Annotated in this window: 14 protein-coding genes; 7 read left to right on the top strand and 7 right to left on the bottom strand. The window is 45.1% G+C overall.

Features of this window, described 5'->3' with window-relative positions:
• Positions 1 to 89: 89 nt before the first annotated feature.
• Positions 90 to 1,016, bottom strand: a complete 927-nt coding sequence (locus BUB59_RS13055; RefSeq protein ID WP_073230703.1) for a radical SAM/SPASM domain-containing protein — start codon at positions 1,014 to 1,016, stop codon at positions 90 to 92.
• Positions 1,017 to 1,139: 123 nt separating this feature from the next.
• Here BUB59_RS13055 and BUB59_RS13060 point away from each other — a divergent pair, with 123 nt between their 5' ends.
• Entirely contained in the window at positions 1,140 to 1,979 is an 840-nt protein-coding gene (locus tag BUB59_RS13060; protein ID WP_083540337.1) for a fibrobacter succinogenes major paralogous domain-containing protein, read from the top strand.
• On the opposite strand, the gene BUB59_RS13065 is transcribed toward BUB59_RS13060, so the two are convergent.
• Complete coding sequence (locus BUB59_RS13065) at positions 1,976 to 3,295, bottom strand: chloride channel protein (RefSeq protein WP_369806269.1); 1,320 nt, start codon at positions 3,293 to 3,295, stop codon at positions 1,976 to 1,978. The two genes, BUB59_RS13060 and BUB59_RS13065, sit on opposite strands and share 4 nt — an antisense overlap.
• A 270-nt stretch (positions 3,296 to 3,565) precedes the next feature.
• Here BUB59_RS13065 and BUB59_RS13070 point away from each other — a divergent pair, with 270 nt between their 5' ends.
• The 3 genes from BUB59_RS13070 (at position 3,566) to BUB59_RS13075 (ending at position 9,119) form a co-directional block, all read left to right on the top strand.
• Positions 3,566 to 7,162, top strand: coding sequence for an InlB B-repeat-containing protein (locus BUB59_RS13070; RefSeq protein WP_073230707.1), 3,597 nt, complete (start codon positions 3,566 to 3,568; stop codon positions 7,160 to 7,162).
• Positions 7,163 to 7,350: 188 nt separating this feature from the next.
• Positions 7,351 to 7,485, top strand: coding sequence for a hypothetical protein (locus tag BUB59_RS15720; RefSeq protein ID WP_255370643.1), 135 nt, complete (start codon positions 7,351 to 7,353; stop codon positions 7,483 to 7,485).
• A gap of 68 nt (positions 7,486 to 7,553) precedes the next feature.
• Positions 7,554 to 9,119 (top strand): hypothetical protein, encoded by a 1,566-nt coding sequence (locus tag BUB59_RS13075; RefSeq protein WP_073230709.1) that lies wholly within the window; start codon positions 7,554 to 7,556, stop codon positions 9,117 to 9,119.
• Positions 9,120 to 9,221: 102 nt separating this feature from the next.
• On the opposite strand, the gene trpA is transcribed toward BUB59_RS13075, so the two are convergent.
• From trpA to BUB59_RS13090, 3 genes are all read right to left on the bottom strand, one after another.
• Positions 9,222 to 9,971: a tryptophan synthase subunit alpha gene (trpA, locus tag BUB59_RS13080; protein WP_234980060.1), complete on the bottom strand. Its 750-nt coding sequence runs from the start codon at positions 9,969 to 9,971 to the stop codon at positions 9,222 to 9,224.
• A 158-nt stretch (positions 9,972 to 10,129) separates the two neighbouring features.
• Positions 10,130 to 11,410: a tryptophan synthase subunit beta gene (gene trpB / locus BUB59_RS13085; protein WP_073230711.1), complete on the bottom strand. Its 1,281-nt coding sequence runs from the start codon at positions 11,408 to 11,410 to the stop codon at positions 10,130 to 10,132.
• A gap of 314 nt (positions 11,411 to 11,724) precedes the next feature.
• Positions 11,725 to 12,798: a PDDEXK nuclease domain-containing protein gene (locus BUB59_RS13090; RefSeq protein ID WP_073230713.1), complete on the bottom strand. Its 1,074-nt coding sequence runs from the start codon at positions 12,796 to 12,798 to the stop codon at positions 11,725 to 11,727.
• Between the two features lie 605 nt (positions 12,799 to 13,403).
• Between BUB59_RS13090 and BUB59_RS13095 the strand changes: the two genes are divergently transcribed.
• Together BUB59_RS13095 and BUB59_RS13100 are read left to right on the top strand one after the other, a co-directional pair.
• Complete coding sequence (locus tag BUB59_RS13095; RefSeq protein WP_143160400.1) at positions 13,404 to 13,700, top strand: hypothetical protein; 297 nt, start codon at positions 13,404 to 13,406, stop codon at positions 13,698 to 13,700.
• A gap of 157 nt (positions 13,701 to 13,857) precedes the next feature.
• Entirely contained in the window at positions 13,858 to 14,421 is a 564-nt protein-coding gene (locus BUB59_RS13100) for a hypothetical protein (RefSeq protein WP_143160401.1), read from the top strand.
• A gap of 7 nt (positions 14,422 to 14,428) precedes the next feature.
• On the opposite strand, the gene BUB59_RS13105 is transcribed toward BUB59_RS13100, so the two are convergent.
• Positions 14,429 to 14,656, bottom strand: coding sequence for a DUF7675 family protein (locus BUB59_RS13105; protein ID WP_073230719.1), 228 nt, complete (start codon positions 14,654 to 14,656; stop codon positions 14,429 to 14,431).
• A 50-nt stretch (positions 14,657 to 14,706) separates the two neighbouring features.
• Between BUB59_RS13105 and BUB59_RS13110 the strand changes: the two genes are divergently transcribed.
• Positions 14,707 to 14,949, top strand: a complete 243-nt coding sequence (locus BUB59_RS13110) for a hypothetical protein (RefSeq protein WP_073230721.1) — start codon at positions 14,707 to 14,709, stop codon at positions 14,947 to 14,949.
• Between the two features lie 148 nt (positions 14,950 to 15,097).
• Here BUB59_RS13110 and BUB59_RS13115 read toward each other — a convergent pair whose 3' ends face one another.
• Positions 15,098 to 15,523, bottom strand: a complete 426-nt coding sequence (locus BUB59_RS13115; RefSeq protein WP_143160402.1) for a hypothetical protein — start codon at positions 15,521 to 15,523, stop codon at positions 15,098 to 15,100.
• Positions 15,524 to 16,206: the final 683 nt, after the last annotated feature.

Raw genomic sequence — 16,206 nt, forward strand, 5'->3', positions numbered from 1 at the left:
GGATTTCGAACTGTCTTTTTTTGTTGCACTGCAATTTAGAAAAAATGGGAGTGAGATTCAAGGTTCGGCAGCTTTAAGTAAGGTTGGTATTACTTAAATCGTTTGCAGAAGGTGCAACTTTGACAGAAGGGATGGCGCAGTTCGTGCTGGGCGAAACCTTCTTTAATAGACCCTGCCAATGGGCCCGCTAGTATTTTGGACAGGGAATCCTGTTGAATCCGTCCTAAAGTAATTTGTCCGCTGTGATCCAGACAGCAGGCCACCACGCGGCCGTCGTGAAGGATAGCGCAGTGAGTATCCAAAGCCCGGCACGTTCCCTTCGGATATTTTCTCTCGTAATTCGTAACTCGTAACTCGTCAGTTCCGGGCCACTCAAATCTTGAATCTTGATGAAGATAGATGCGACCTTCCACAAGAAAACTTTTGTGGCGGCTGCAGAAATGTTCTAAGGTGACGGGGGCGCGGCTCTCGTCTGCTTTGTGGTTCTCGTTTGTGCCGTCGCGGCCGAAAGCCTTGTTCACCTGCTCCAGCATGTACTTGTTCCAAGGATTGGAACTTTCATCCCCAACGTTCCACAAGCGCAAATTGATGTACATGTCGGGGCGTGTGGCTGCAGCCATGCGGCAAAAATCCAGAACGTTTTGGAGGTTTTCTGCGGCTTCGTCTAAAGGTAATTCGGCGTAGGCATGGGTGGAAAAATTCACCTGGCGAACGGCGGGGGAGGCAAGGATTGCCTTGCCGCTGCGGGCAATGGTGGTACCGTTTGTGGTAAGGTTTAATTTCAGCGGGGTGGCTTCCAACTTTTTCAGGAACAGTGAAAATCCCGGATGAAGGGTAGGCTCTCCAAGAACGTGAAAGTACACCTGGTCTGCAACGGTGGCTGCTTCGGTAATGCAGCGGTCAAACAGCTCTGAACTCATGAATGTTCGCGGGTGTTCTGCCCCGCGCTTCCCGCAAGGGCAAAAACTGCAATGCAAATTGCACACATCCGTAATTTCAATATAAACTGAATTCATTGCAAACCGTAAATCCACCTAAACGCGACGAATATAAAAAATGAATCACCTTCTGCGCCATCCCGGAATTAGTTCGGGATCTCCTTTTTCTACATTTCCCCTGTCAATTCGTTAGGAGGTTTTATGAAGGATGGAAGTGTCATTCTGAGCGGAGTGCGTAGCACGAAGTCGAAGAATCTAGCCGTTACAATGTTGGCTTGCTTTATTAGCGTCATGTTTGTTGCTTGTAGCGGTGATGGCAGTACGAATGCGTCGGACATTCATTCCGGGATTTCATCTGATAGTAAGGTTGGTTCCTCTTTTAATTATGGTGAAATGACCGACGATCGTGATGGTCAGGTGTACAAGACGGTGACCATCGGCAACCAGACCTGGATGGCCGAAAACCTGAACTACGCCTACACAGGTGTTAAGTACTTGTATGAAGATGGACGCTATACCTCGGATTCCACAAGCTGGTGCTACGAAAATGAACCCGATTCCTGTGCCAAGTACGGTCGCCTCTACACATGGAGTGCCGCTATGGATTCCGCCGCAGTGTTCAGCGAAACAGGAAGGGGCTGTGGTTATGAGGTGTCTTGTAATGCTGCTTCAATAGACTCAAAAATTCAGGTTCGTGGTGTTTGCCCCCAGGGCTGGCATTTGCCCTTTGATGCAGAATGGGAGGAATTATTTACAGCTGTAGGTGGAATGGATTCTGCAGGTGTCAAGCTGAAATCTACCAGTGGCTGGTTAGATGATGGCGATGGCTTGGATTCCTACGGTTTCGGGGTATTGCCTGCGGGCCTCCGCTACCTCGATGGCCTTTTCAACTATGCCGGCGACTACGCGTACTTCTGGAGTTCTACGGAGTTCAATAGCTACTACGCGTGCCGCTGGAGCTTCCTCTACGACTACGAGAACGTTCGCCGTTACGACAACGGTAAGAGTTACGGTTACTCTGTTCGTTGCCTAAAGGACTAGAACTTCAGTTTCAGTTTCTTTTGGGCGTAAATGGATTGCCCGCCGTTGCACACGTAGGCGGCAACGCACACTACAAAGAATGCGGGCAATGAGCCGAATCCAAAAACTTCGCACCCAATCAAAATAGGTGCCCACAGGGTGTTGGTGGCGCTGCCGAATACGGCTGCGTAACCCAGGGCTGCGGCCAAGGGGAAGGGGAGGCCGAAGGTTGACGCGGTGACAGCTCCAAGAGTAGCGCCAATGCTGAATAAGGGCGTCACTTCGCCCCCCTGGAAGCCTGCTGCCAAAGTCAGAATTGTCAGGACAACTTTCAGGATCCAGTCATAATTGTGAATGCCGGTGGCAGCTCCATCTGCGCCAATGAAACTCAAGTCAATGAGGTTTGTGCCAAGTCCGGAATAGCGGCCCTGCCACAACAGCAACAATATGACGGAGAGTGCCGCACCTATAATCACGATACGCTTTAGACCATCGGGAAATTTCTTTGCCAGGAAAGATTTGGCGAGACTTAGCAGTTTTGCAAAGCCTCCGCCAACGATTCCAAAGAGAACGCCAATCAATGCTAGCTTAATCACGAAATTGACGTCTAGGGCGCCGTTATTCAAGAATAAATCGCTGACGTTCACGCCGCCGTTGGCTCCCAACAGACCGTTCAGATCAACGCTGAACTTTTCAAGCCCCAGCATACTGGAAACCTTGCAAGCAGTAAAGGCTGCCACAATGGCCGGGAGCAGTGCCATCAGATCCATGTGGCCTACAATCAGGACTTCAAGAGCAAACGCTGTTGCCGCCATGGGCACTTGGAACAGCCCGCCGAAACCTGCAGCCATGCCGGCAACCAACATGATGTGGCTCGCATTTTCAAAAGGAAACTTCTTGCTGATGTTGTGACCTAAGGTGGCGCCGATCTGCACGGCCACGCCTTCGCGACCTGCACTACCGCCAAACAAGTGAGTGAGCCAGGTACCAACAGCAACCATAGGGATCAAACGGAGGGGAATGTTGTTTTCCTTGCCCTGACCTACTGCGAACACCACGCCCATGCCACGTTCGGCGCCCTTGCCCCATTTCTTATAGGCAAGGAAAATGCCGGCACCAGCAACAGCCAACGCGGGGATATAATAAAGCGGATGGGCGTCCCTGAGGTTGCCGACCGTAATGAGAACCTGACCGAAAAATGCCATCAGGGCACCTACGGCACCCCCCAGGAAGAGTGCTGCAATGGTCAGCACCGGAAGGGCGAACCACTTCTTGAAAAAGCCTCCCACACGGGAACGCATTTGTTCCTTCGCCATCTTCATCATCTGCTCCTTCATTTCCGGAGACATATTGGCGAACTGTTCTTTAAACTGATTGTACTTACCAAAATCGCTGAAATTCATAAAAATACTCGCGTTGTTTTCTCGCAGGCAAATTTAGAAAATGCTCCAATCTGTAATAAGGCTCTTTTGAAAAATCCGTAAAATGATGAAAAAACGCCACTTTTTTTGCTTCAAAAAAGTGTAAGTAAATTAAAATTTTCATGTGTCTTGACTGACTCCTATATTTATGGAGTAAAACGTTTAATCCCGGAGAAGGGGGATTTTATGAAGACGACAAAAATGAACATTGTAATGCTTGTGACTACGCTCATGGTGTTGCTCGGTGCAACATCTGGTTTTGCTTTGACTCAAAATTCCAGTGGTTATTATGAAATCGGGTCTTGTAAGGATTTGATTGATTTTAAGGATGTGGTTAGCAGTAATAAGTCTGCTAACGCCATCTTGACTGCGTCAATTAATATGAATGACGAGTATGAATCGGGAGTCACTTGTAATGATAAGAACCTCCAGGGCTTGGGAGAATCCTATGCGGGTACATTCGATGGTGATTCTTATAGCATTTCTAACTGGATTTTTGATGACGGTGGTACCCGTATTCAGAATATGGGCTTGTTTAACACTTTTGAGTCGGGCGCTGTTGTGCAAAACCTAGTTTTGGAAAACATTACCATTATCGCCAACGGAAGCCAGACAACTTCTGGCGAGCCTGTCAGTGTGGGTAGCATTGTGGGGTGGATGCCTAAAGGAACCATTGCAAATTGCTTCGTTTCTGGATCAATAACAATCAAAGGCGAGTCCAATGGTGTTGGCGGAATTGTGGGCTATATGGATGGTGGTACTGTTCGAAATTGCTTAAGCACAATCCATATTAGCGCTAGTAACAATGAAAATCGAGTAGGTGGAATCGCCGGATACTCTGTAAGTTATAAGGAAACAGCCTTGATTGAACGTTGCGTGTATGACGGAACGTCTCTTGTTAATGATGGTGATGGTCCTACGGGAGCTATTGTCGGTAGTCTTACTGGAGCAACTAAAACAGGGTATACTCAGAATGATGGCAGTCTGAATACATGTTACTTCGTTACCAGTAGTAACGTCTCTAGTGCGGCTGGTTATTACACTAATAGCGACAGTATCAAGAATGTTTCTGCGGTAGAAAATTTAAATACTCCGGAAATCGCATGTGCCTTGAATGGTGGCGATTGGGAGGCGGAAAATGCCGTATGCTCTGTGACGGACGGGGCTTGGGGAAATGGCCTTCGCCTTTCGAATACTGGTATATCTAGCAACGAAGATGGTGAAGCTGTCTATACTATCACTTATGATGCTAATGGCGGATCATTCCCAGCAGATGCAATGACTCAGAAATATCTTACATTGGGTACCGCAATTACTGGAAGTGAAATCACGGTTCCTGTTCGCAGTGATTATACGTTTAAGGGCTGGTCTAAAGATCCTGTTGCATTGGCGGCGGATGCTGATTTAGGTACTGTTTCTAAGGCAGAAACTGTGTATGCTGTTTGGGAAGCTCAAATTACCGTTTCCTTTAATGCTCACACCATTAGTCATGACAATGCTACTTTTGCCGATGGCAGTACTGTGAAATCCAAGAAAATGGATGATGGCGCAGCCGTAACTTTGGATGGTATTGCCAGTCCGGAGGATTTCTTTGATGGCGAGGGTGAAGCTAAGGTTTATTATACCTTTATGGGCTGGAGCCGCAATTCCGAATCTACAGTGCCTGATGAAAATCTTGGCGTTGTTGATGAGAATAATCTTACTTTCTATGCCGTATGGAATGAAAAACAGTCTGTATTTCATACTGTGACATTTGATGCCAATAACCATGGTGTAGCTCCTTTAGCTCAACGTGTGGAAGACGGCTATAAGGCTTCCGCACCCACGGCACCCTCTGCAGATGGCTTCAATTTCGTAGGTTGGTATTCTAACGCATATGGTACCGGTGCCGCATTTGATTTTGCAAATAATGCTGTGACTTCCGATGTGACTTTGTTTGCAAAGTGGAATGCTGTTCCTTATGGTGTAGTTTACAATAACGTTGATGCAGAACAACCGGAGTATTCTCGCATTGTAAATAATGATGTAGATAACTCTCAAAATCCTTTGCAGTATACCGCATTGGATGATGCAATCGCTCTTGCAAATCCGGTGTATGAAGGTTGGACTTTTGGTGGTTGGTTCTACGATGAAAACTTGACCAATCCTGCGACGGAAATTGCAAGTGGGTCAATAGGTGAAAAAACTTTCTATGCCAAGTGGACTCCTACGACCTATACGGTGACGTTTGTTGCTGGTAGTAATGGCTCTGGCACCGTAATTGGAAATGCCGGTGCTGATAAGAGTATTAAGAGTTATAATGTAGCTTTGTCCTTGCCTTCTGGTAGCAATGTATTTACGTCAAAGAAAGCAAATACCCGTCAAGTTGGTTGGAGCTTTACTGATGGTAGTAGCACATGTGACATTCCTTTTGTAGATGACGTTGCAAGCTATTCTCGTAATGCGGATGCAGCTCTCTATCCATGTTGGGAAGGTCTTCGTTCTTACAATGTGACTTATACTCTTAATTTTGTGGATGCCAATGGAGTAAAGGTTGCTGAATCCGTACAAGCCGTTGTTTCCCATTTTGAAACCTTGAATCATATGCTTCAGTCTCCTGAAACACTTGATGGTTTCGATGTGCCTGGGTTCACCTTTAAAGGCTGGACCAGTGTAAAGAAATCCAACGGATCCAATGTTACTGTTTCTAACGGTAAATTCACTATGCCGTCTTCCAATGTGAATGTGGTTGGTTCCAGTGTTCTGGACACTTATACCATCACTTACAACAACCTTGGCGACATGACCCAATCTAATGCAGTTCAGTACACCGTACTCACCAACAACATTAATTTGACGAATCCTACTGACAGCGCCAAGTATGCTTTCGTTGGCTGGTATGACAATGCCAACTTCTCTGGTGAACCTGTTACTACCATTGCTGCTGGTAGCACTGGCGACAAGACTCTGTATGCCAAGTGGCGCCGCGTGGACTACGGTTCTGTGAAAATCTCTGCAGATGGCTTGACCGTTACTGTTGAAAGCGATTCCAAGGAACCTGTGGAACTGAGCGAAGAAGGCATTGAAGTGGAAAATATTGTGTTTGAACGTAGTGGACTTGAAACGGGTGTCTTTGCGACAGCTGTGCTACCCTTTGATTTGCCAGAAGGTTCTTCTGTGAACGCGAAGTTCTATACCTTCTATACAATTAAGCCTGGAGTTGATAATTGGACTGCTTATTTCAAACCTCTTGCAGAAGGCGTGCTTCCGAATGCAGATGTTCCTTATCTGTTTAAACTTAATGCAGGCAATACTCTTGTGTTTACTGTTAATGGAAAGGCTGTTGTGCATGCAGGATCCATTCATGATGTCACTTCCCCTTCTGGAGATTGGACCTTTAAGGGTACATACAAATATCATAAGTGGGGTGCCGATGATCCTGAACTTGGTCTTGCCTATGGCTTCGCTGCTACAGATAATGATGGTGTCAAGAAAGGTAAGTTTGGAAAGGGTGCGGTAAATAACTTTATCTATCCCACACGAGCATATTTGAAGAAAAAAGATGAAAGTGTTGTGTTGGCAAAAGCAAAACCCTCTCTTGATGGAACAAACTTGCCGTCAAAGTCTGCACTACCTGCTGAAATAGACCTTGAAATTTTGGATGATGATGGAGCTGTGATGGCAATAGGAAAGATGAATTCGATTTCCGGGCAAGTGAAAATAGACCGTTGGATTGACCTTAATGGACGTCAATCCAACAAATATCCTTCTGCAAAAGGTGTATATTTTAACAAGAAATTTTAAAGAATAAGAAGGAATTTTAGAAATGAAGCAAAACGCTAGAGAGAAATTTGGAATTACCCCGAAGAAGGACTACCAAAAACCAAGAATGAAAACCGTAAAGTTGGAAAGAATCCCTGTGTTGTTGGAGGATTCTTGTCCTGAGTGTGAACAATTCCCTGTTGGTGGATAATGAGGTTGTAATAACCGATATGAAAAAGAAAGACTACACTCCGCCCAAAGTAAGTGTGGTAAGGATTAAGTCACGCCCTCTATTACTTGAAGGTAGTATTACGGGTGGCTTCGGCTTCACTTTCCCCACCGAAGAAAAACGTAAGGATTGCTAATCCAACATTCATTTTAAATACCCAACGGGTTATTCCCGCTGGGATTCTTAATTTATCTTTCCTTCCAAATGTACCAGAGCCTGAACAAACATTCCGTCGAAGATTTTATCAAGAGTCATTCCGCCCCGTTGCACGAGCATGTGGTGACTGCGGTGGCTAACGTTCTTCCGCAAATTTCCAACTATCACGAGGAAGATAAAACCTTCAGTTTTCGCATTATTCTGGGTGCGGGGGAGTTGCCTTCCATTAAGGGGCGTCCCCACGTTTTGAAGACTTTGCCGCTGGAAGGATTGACTCTTCACGCCGTTGCCAAGGCGATTAAAAGTCTGGCGGTTTTCTGCTATAACGGCGCCGATATCCTGATTAACCAGACGGAAGACTCCGTGTCGTTCGGGGTGGTTTATTTTGATATTGAGCAGACGGGCCTGGCTGAAGTATCCTTCTTGAAGAAGGGCTTTGTGATTATGGGTGGCCTTAGCCGCACGAAGGTGATTGTGATTGGCTTTGACAAGAACGGTCAACCCGAAAATCTGGTACTCAGCTTTGATTTTAGTTCCCCAGAAAATCTGCCAGTTCCGGATTTTTCCAAGAAGTACAATCGCGATATTGCCTTGTGGTCTGGAATTTTCAGACGTGCAAAAAAGGAAGTTCACGGTACCATCTGTTTGATTGTTTCTCCGGAGTGGTCCTGGGAAAAGGATCACGAGAATTTCAGTCGAGCTGAGGTCCTTCAGAATCCGGTTTCCATCGCCTATGGCGACGGCACGGATAGCACTCGCAAATTGGACGACGGCATTCGCATGCTTCTGTCCATGATGGATTTCGATGGCATGACCATCATTGATACCCAGGGGAATATTCGCGCTTACCATTGCTTTGTAAAAATAAACCAGAACGATACTAGTTCTGGCGGGTCTCGTCACATAGCCTTGGCCACACTGAAAAAGAAGAACAACAATCTTTATAGAGCCATTTACTTCCAGTCCCACGAGGGACACATCGAATTCACCTATATGTCTGGCCCTAACGAAGGGAAGTCTGTGGGTGTCTTTGATCCATCCATCATGAGCATGGAAAAAGACGGCTCGTTTATGACTGCATTCATCGAAAAGGCCCGCCAGCGTAAGGCTCTGCGTAACCAGCGCAAGTCCGAACATCGCGGCGAGTTGCTTCGTGCGGTGTATGTTCTGTTCGTTGCTCACTACCGGATTGATAATTTCTATACAGAACCGGACCATGTGAAGTCCTTGAACAAACTTCTGGATGACGAATCTAATCTTGATTTACTCCGCAGGAGCGAAACTCTAGCAATGTTTTTGATCGACACATTGTTAATCTGTTTCGTCGGGAATACCTACGGCTATTCCACTGAGGCTGAAAACGTCATCAAGAAAATTTTCAAGAAGATTAGTCTTGATGTGTGGATAGAATTCTTCAAAAAAGAAAACTATCTAGAAGAAAAGGCTATGGAAGCCTTGTCTGATGGTGAAGCCCGTAAACGTTGGGATGTTTTCAAGAAGGAAATAGAAAAAGCCCATCCTGAATTGAAACAGCTAGATACCCTGCAAAGGATTGACTCCAAGGACTTTGTCTATATGAACAAGGCCTTCCGTCTTTTGAAGGACGAAGAGTAGCCTTTTTGCTTAATGAAAATGAAAAAGTCCAAGGCGATGAACCTTGGACTTTTGCGTTTCGTCATCCTGGAGCCCCTTTGGGGCGATAGGATCAATTGCTGATTACAGACCAGAGAGTTCGCGGGCCTTGGCTTCGACGCCTGCGATATCCTTGGGGTCCTTCAGCATGATGTTCACGAATACGGAACCTGCAACAACTGCATACACATGCTTGCAGAGAACCTGGGACTGTTCGCCGGTACGAATACCGAAACCTCCAAGAACCTTGGCGCCGCCCTTGCCCACGGTGTCCAGGAAGTCGAGAGTTGCTTGGTCGATGGTGGTCTGGCTGCCGGTAATGCCTGCGCGGAGAGCTGCGTAGATAAAGGGGAAACCCTTGGAGGCCATCAGTTCGAGGCGAGCCTTGGTCATGGAAGGTGCTGCCACCGGAATGTTCACCAGGCCGTGCTTTTCGCAAGCGGCGGTAAGGCCTTCGTCGTTATCGAAGGGAAGGTCGGGAATAATGCAGCCGCTGATGCCAGCGTCCTTGCACATCTTCACGAAGTTTTCGATACCGGGGGTGAATGCCAGAGAGCCGTAAGTCATGATGTAGATAGTTACATCCGGGTGCATTTCGTGAATGCGCTTGATGACTTCCATGCCCTTCTTGGTGGAGTAACCGTTTTCGAGAGCGATGGTGGATGCAGTCTGGATAGCGGGACCGTCAGCGCTAGGATCGCTAAAGGCCAGCTGGATTTCAAGAATGGATGCGCCGCCCTTAACAAGAGCGTCGGCGATTGCTACGGAGGTATCACCATCAGGGAAACCAGCAATCAAATGAGACATTAAACGGATGGGAGCATTGTTTTGCATTTCAAAATCTCTTGCGTTTAAAAAGTTTTCGTTGTAGGAGTAAGGGGATAGGGGTTAGGATTTAGTGGCTAGTGAAAAGAGTCGCGCTTTCAGCGCCTTGTCATAAGACGGCGAAGCCGTCATGAATCACTAGACCCTAGCCCCTAGTCTCTAGTCCCTTACTTATTCATAATTTCTGCGTCGTGGATATCTTCGTTGTTGTTCAGGCGCTTCAGTTCTGCGGCCAGGAATTCCTTCCACTTTTCGGGGCGGAACACGGGGCTGGTAATGAAGATGTCCTTGTCGCCGCGGCCACTCATGTTGATGATGATAGCCTTGTCCTTGGGGAGTTCCTTGGCAATCTTCATGGCGGCTGCACCGGCGTGAGAACTTTCCAGTGCGAAGAGGATGCCTTCGTTCTTGGCGAAGAAGTTCACGGCTTCCAGGGCTTCCTTGTCCAGGATGCTCTGGAATTCAACGCGGCCGGATTCGCCGAGGGCAGCCAGCTGGGGACCGATGCCCATGTAGTCGAGACCTGCGGAAATGGAGCGTGTGGGCTGGGACTGACCGTCGTCATCTACCAGGAACTTGCTCTTGTAACCCTGAACGATACCCACCTTGGCGGCATTGCCCACCATGCGGGATGCGTTGTCGCCCAGCTTGGGGCCTACGCCACCGGCTTCTGCACCGATGAGGCGGATCTTTTCATTTTCGATAAACGGGGTGAACACGCCGATAGAGTTGGAACCACCGCCAACGCAAGCAACGATTGCTGCAATGTCGATGTTACGTTCTGCAGCCTGGCGCTTCACTTCTTCACCGATGATGCTCTGGAAAGTACGGACGATATCGGGGAAGGGTGCGGGGCCCAATGCGGAACCCAAAACGTAATGGGTGGTGGCAAAGTTGGTTGCCCAGTCGCGCATGGCTTCGTTCACGGCGTCCTTCAAGGTGCGGCTACCGCTGGTAACCGGCACAACCTTTGCGCCGTAAAGTTCCATGGTGGCAACGTTGGGCTGCTGACGACGGACGTCCACTTCGCCCATGTAAACGATACATTCAAGACCAAGCTTGGCGCAAGCGGCTGCAGTGGCGAGACCGTGCTGACCAGCGCCGGTTTCTGCGATAATGCGGGTCTTGCCCATCTTCTTTGCCAAGAGGCACTGACCGATGGCGTTGTTGATTTTGTGGGCGCCAGTGTTGGCGAGACCTTCAAGCTTGATGTAGATCTGAGCGCCGCCCAGAAGTTCTGTAGCGGTGGGGGCAAAGTACAGCGGAGTTTCGCGGCCGATGTAGTCGCGCTGGATGATGTGCAATTCTTCCAGGAACTCCGGATCCTTGATGTACTTGTTGAATGCTTCTTCAAGATCGTCCAAAGGGCGACGGATGATTTCGGCTACGTACTTGCCGCCGAACTCGTTGAAAAAGCCGTTATCTGATTCTACCAGAGATTTTGCCATTTTGAGGTTCCTCTATATTTTTTCAAGACCAAATTTAAAAAAAGACCTTCGGGGAGTCCGAAAGCCTTCTTCAAAATCTGCGTGCAATCACTAATTAAATCGGCAAAAACGGACTCTATTTACTAGAGCGCCACCACCAATTGTTAAAACGGATTGCATTACTTGTCTTCATGCGAATGAATTTATGAATGTTTCGAAATCTTGGCAAGGGGATTTGGAAAAAATTGTGCCGTGGGGAGTGGTATGTGCAAAAATTGCATATACCACTTTTGGATCAATTTCGCCCTCTTTTATAGTGTTTTTGTGTAGGTTGGTTAAATGCTGCTCGTGTCCTGGTTGTCTTCGAATTCTTTGATCCATTCCTTGACTTTTGATTGCAACAGCTTTTTATCCGGCAAATACAAATTGTATGCTGAGGCGTAAATGTTTGAATCGCTGGGTAATGTCAGTTCAACAAGCGTGTTTTTCTTCTCTTTGCAAAGTAAAATCCCGATGGTCGGCTTTTCAAAGTCCTGTTTTACGAAACGGTCGTAGTAGTTGACGTACATTTGCATTTGGCCAAGGTCTTGGTGGGTCAATTTGTCAACTTTAAGGTCGACCAGAACGTAGCATTGAAGCAGACGGTTGTACAGAACCAAATCAACGTAAAAATTGTCTTCGTCGAAGGTAAACCTTTTCTGACGAGCTTCGAAAAGGAACCCTTTGCCCATTTCCAAAAGAAAATCCTGCATTTTGCTGATAATTGCAGATTCCAGTTTCGTTTCGCTGAGGTTCGCTTCGGGCTTTATTCCAATAAATTCTAAGGTTACGGGATTCTTGATAATGTCTTCGGGACTCTGTATGGTTTGCCCTTCAGTTGAGAGTCGTAGTACATCATTCTTGTTCCTGCTCAAGGCTAGTCGTTCGTAAAGACTGGAACCGTATTGACGTTGCAACTCTCGCACAGACCAGTTACTTGCTGCAGTCTCAATCTCATAGAAACGACGTTCGTCTGCGTTCTTGATGCGCATGAGAACTAGGTAATGCGACCAGGAAAGTGAAAATTTTGGTAGACCCCCGGATTTGGGCAACACTGTTGCCCCAATTTGTTTTTCATTGTAGATTTTGAAAAAGAATCTGCAGCGTTTTAGGGTATCCACAGTCCAGCCGCTGCCATGGTTTTCCATCAATCTGTTGGAAAGGTTCGTCAGAACTTGTTTCCCGTATTCTGCGCGGAGCTTTCCTTTTTGTTCTTCTTCTACAATGAATTGACCAATTTGATATTTGGTACAGACTTCTGCTGTGTTTATAGATGTTGCTACTAGCTTTCGCGAAGCCGTGATAAGGTCTGAAATTTTCTTGTATAGAGAATTTGTTGTTGCGATGGATACGCTTTTCTTTGAGTTCATTATGTCTCCTTATTTGTTTTATGAAATTCGAAATTCAACAGGGTATAGTACGCCCTTTGAATTCAATTTTTTTATAGGTAAAAACAAAAACACCTGATTTTTCATCAGGTGTTCAGGAGACTTTTCGTAACGCTCGGGATGTAAGATAGAATTTGTATAAAATCTGGCAAGGCGGGGTGTGTAAAAGGATTGTAAAAGAGAGAGAAACAGTATTTCAAATTCTTGTGGATTTAGTCATCCTCAATCTTAAAAGCAGGTCGCCCTTTAAAAAAGATGCAGGATTCATTGTAGCCAACAAAGTCTTTAAAGACTCCTTCTGAAACCTGGGATTTTTTCAAACCCCCGGATGTAACGGCCTTCTACCATTCGGTCCAAGAATCTTTGCATTTGAAAGCTGGTATCATTTTTGTTTTCTCCGGGTTCAAAAAGAGCCCCTATAAGATTTTACCAGGAGGTGCCCTTCTGCATCAAAAAACGGGGTCTTGGGATTGAAAAAGGTCTGCATAAAAAAAGTATACCGAAATATGTTGCAAAGGCCTGTGTTTTTGGGTATATTTATTTACGTAGAGGACAGAAACTTTCAACGCAAAAAGGAGGATGAAATCATGTTTCTCGAAACCATCCGCAGCATCCTTTTGAACGAGACGGTGGCCTACGTTTCCACAGGCATTCTGATCTTTTACTGCACTTTTGGAATGATCCCAGTGGCATACCAGTATGACTCATGGAGCGACAATAAGAAGATTTTTTTCCTTTGCGCCATTCCGTTTGTTCTGACTTTCTTTGCTATTGGAGTAAAGTGGGGAGACAATTACACGGCTCGTTTTTTGGGCAGTTTGTTTTCAGCGTTTGTAGCGGCCCCATCGTTCTTTGGAATATTCCACAGAGCCATTAACGATTAAAACGAAAAGGAGCCATTCGGCTCCTTTCTTTTATTCTTCGGTATTTTCTTCCTTGTCGTTCCAGTACCTTGTAGCTCTTCCCATCCTGCTCCTGATTAGGTCTCCGATCGTATTAGTAGTTTTCTCCGGGTTCAAAAAGAGCCCCTATAAGATGATAATGAGCACTCAACTTTCAGAAGATGAAATTATTCAAAAAATAAGCGGAAATGATTTGACGATTGGATCTTGCGCATCACAGGCTCTAACATATATCGGAAACAAGTGTGGATATGATGTCAGAGATTTTAGAGGCGCTGACAGCAGGTGGTTATTTGGTCAATATACAACAAGTCAAAAAATAGCCGAAGCAGGAGGATTCGTTGAATGTGATTATAACGGCTTTAAAATCGCGGACAGACTATTGCGGAATGTTGAAGAAGGAAAAGAATACTTCTACACAAGTGGCGAACACGCCGCGATCATAAGGAAAACGGGAAAGAAATTTGAATACCTTGAAACACAGAGCAAACACATTGATGAAAATGGATTTCATCCATTAACAGTAAATGTTCTTAAAAAGCGATTTAGAACTACCAAAACTCGTAAGCTCGAAGGAGAAAAGTTCCTTCAAAAAGAAGTCTTAATAGAGACCTCTAAAATAAGCGACTCTCCGAATTTTAAGGAATTGCTAGGCTATTTAAACACTGATCCTAAAAACCAAAAAAGAGAAGTGCCAAAGTAACTGGTTACTACCCTAAAAATCTTGCCCAGTAAGGATTTTCTTTATCGAACAATTCTTTTTGTTCTGGAGTGAACTTATGAGGATAATCTGTAAAAAGATTGAGTATAGTTTTTCTGTCAAACGAAACTGCGAGTCGGCCAATTTCATCAAAAAAATCAACCCACCAAATTTTATCGCTTTTCTTTTCTTTGTAAAAACAATGTCTTTCTTTTACTTCAGGACCAACTTCAATCATACTTAACCTCACCCCATAATATACCTCTTTTCAAGCGGAATATCAACCCCATGCCAGAAATCATCAACGCAAGACTAGACAAAAGCAATTTCGAGCACCTGGTAAGGCAGATGCACGACAAGGCCATTGACCCTAAGCCCGTCCTTGCCGCCATCGGTAACCTTGCGGTAAATAGCATAAGGCAGAACTTCATCAACGGAGGCCGCCCCAACGCGTTTTCTCCGGGTTCAAAAAGAGCCCCTATAAGATTCAATCTTGTCTTTCAGATCATTAAAAACAGGACCCAAGTTTAATATCGAATCCTTAATAACAGTCGTCGACTGCACAATATTTTTTACAGAAGACTGACTAAAACTAAAACCTAATTGCGCTAATATGTTAATGGCCATAACCTAAATAATAGATTACAGCCACAAAAAAAGATTATAAATGAACCATCTTTTACAAAGAATTATTGTTCATGAAGATTGGATACCCGCATCCGAACCAACGAATATTATCAATACCGCCCATAATCAAGAAAAAAATCGACGGAAGTATATTCATAAATCCAATTCTGCAAACAATCCTATATACCTCATTTTCAAACGGGAATAGGATTAATAACAAGAACAAAAAAATAGAAGACAAAAGTCCTAAAAAAATAGAGAAAACAAAAGTTCCACGATCTATACGATCCCTCAACACATTGTCAGAAATAATCACAAAACCATAGAACGGCACAAGGCAGCAAACCCACACCATTAAAGAATCAATAAAAACGGGAGTTAAAACGCCACCCCAGAAAAGAATAAACGGAACAATCAGTCCAAGAAGGATCTCCCTGGAGGTCATTTTGCGAACACATGTCATTTTTCCGTTTCTCATGTCCATAATATACATTATTCAAGTGACAAAATTTAACATATTAGTAAATATTTTGGTTAACGGATATCGAACTATTATTCCAACTTGGAACGTAGAAAGCCGGAGGATTTCTCCCCCGGCTTGGTATCATCACTCTAATGAAGACATAATCATTTTTGTTTTCTCCGGGTTCAAAAAGAGCCCCTATAAGATAAGAGACCTACACTATCCACTGGTAACATTTATATCGGTGTTGACTGTAGTGGAAGTGGACGTGATGCTACCGTATATGTTGTAAGGAATAATTCTCAAATAATTGATGTTGTCAAGGAATATAGTGGAAATCCATCAACAGAGAACGCAATATTAAGAGAATTGAACTTCAAATATAAACCAAAGGGGATAGGCATAGATGACACAGGTGGATTTGGTAAGAATTTCCACTTGCTAGAGAATGATATGCCATTGACATTCATCAACTTCGGTTCCAAATCATCCAATCCAGTTTTCTCCGGGTTCAAAAAGAGCCCCTATAAGATATCCACTGCTAAGATACCTTATTTTATGCGGTTTCGCAAGCGGTTTGACAAATAAAAAATCAGAAAAACTGGCTCTTCATCAACATGTGTGGGTGGCTTCGCCACCCTTTTTTGTTGACTTTCGCCTAAATTAAACAAAAAATGGGCTATTTTCTAAAATTTAAT

The sequence above is a fragment of the Fibrobacter sp. UWEL genome, from assembly GCF_900142535.1.
In the GTDB taxonomy this organism is placed as follows: Bacteria; Fibrobacterota; Fibrobacteria; order Fibrobacterales; family Fibrobacteraceae; genus Fibrobacter.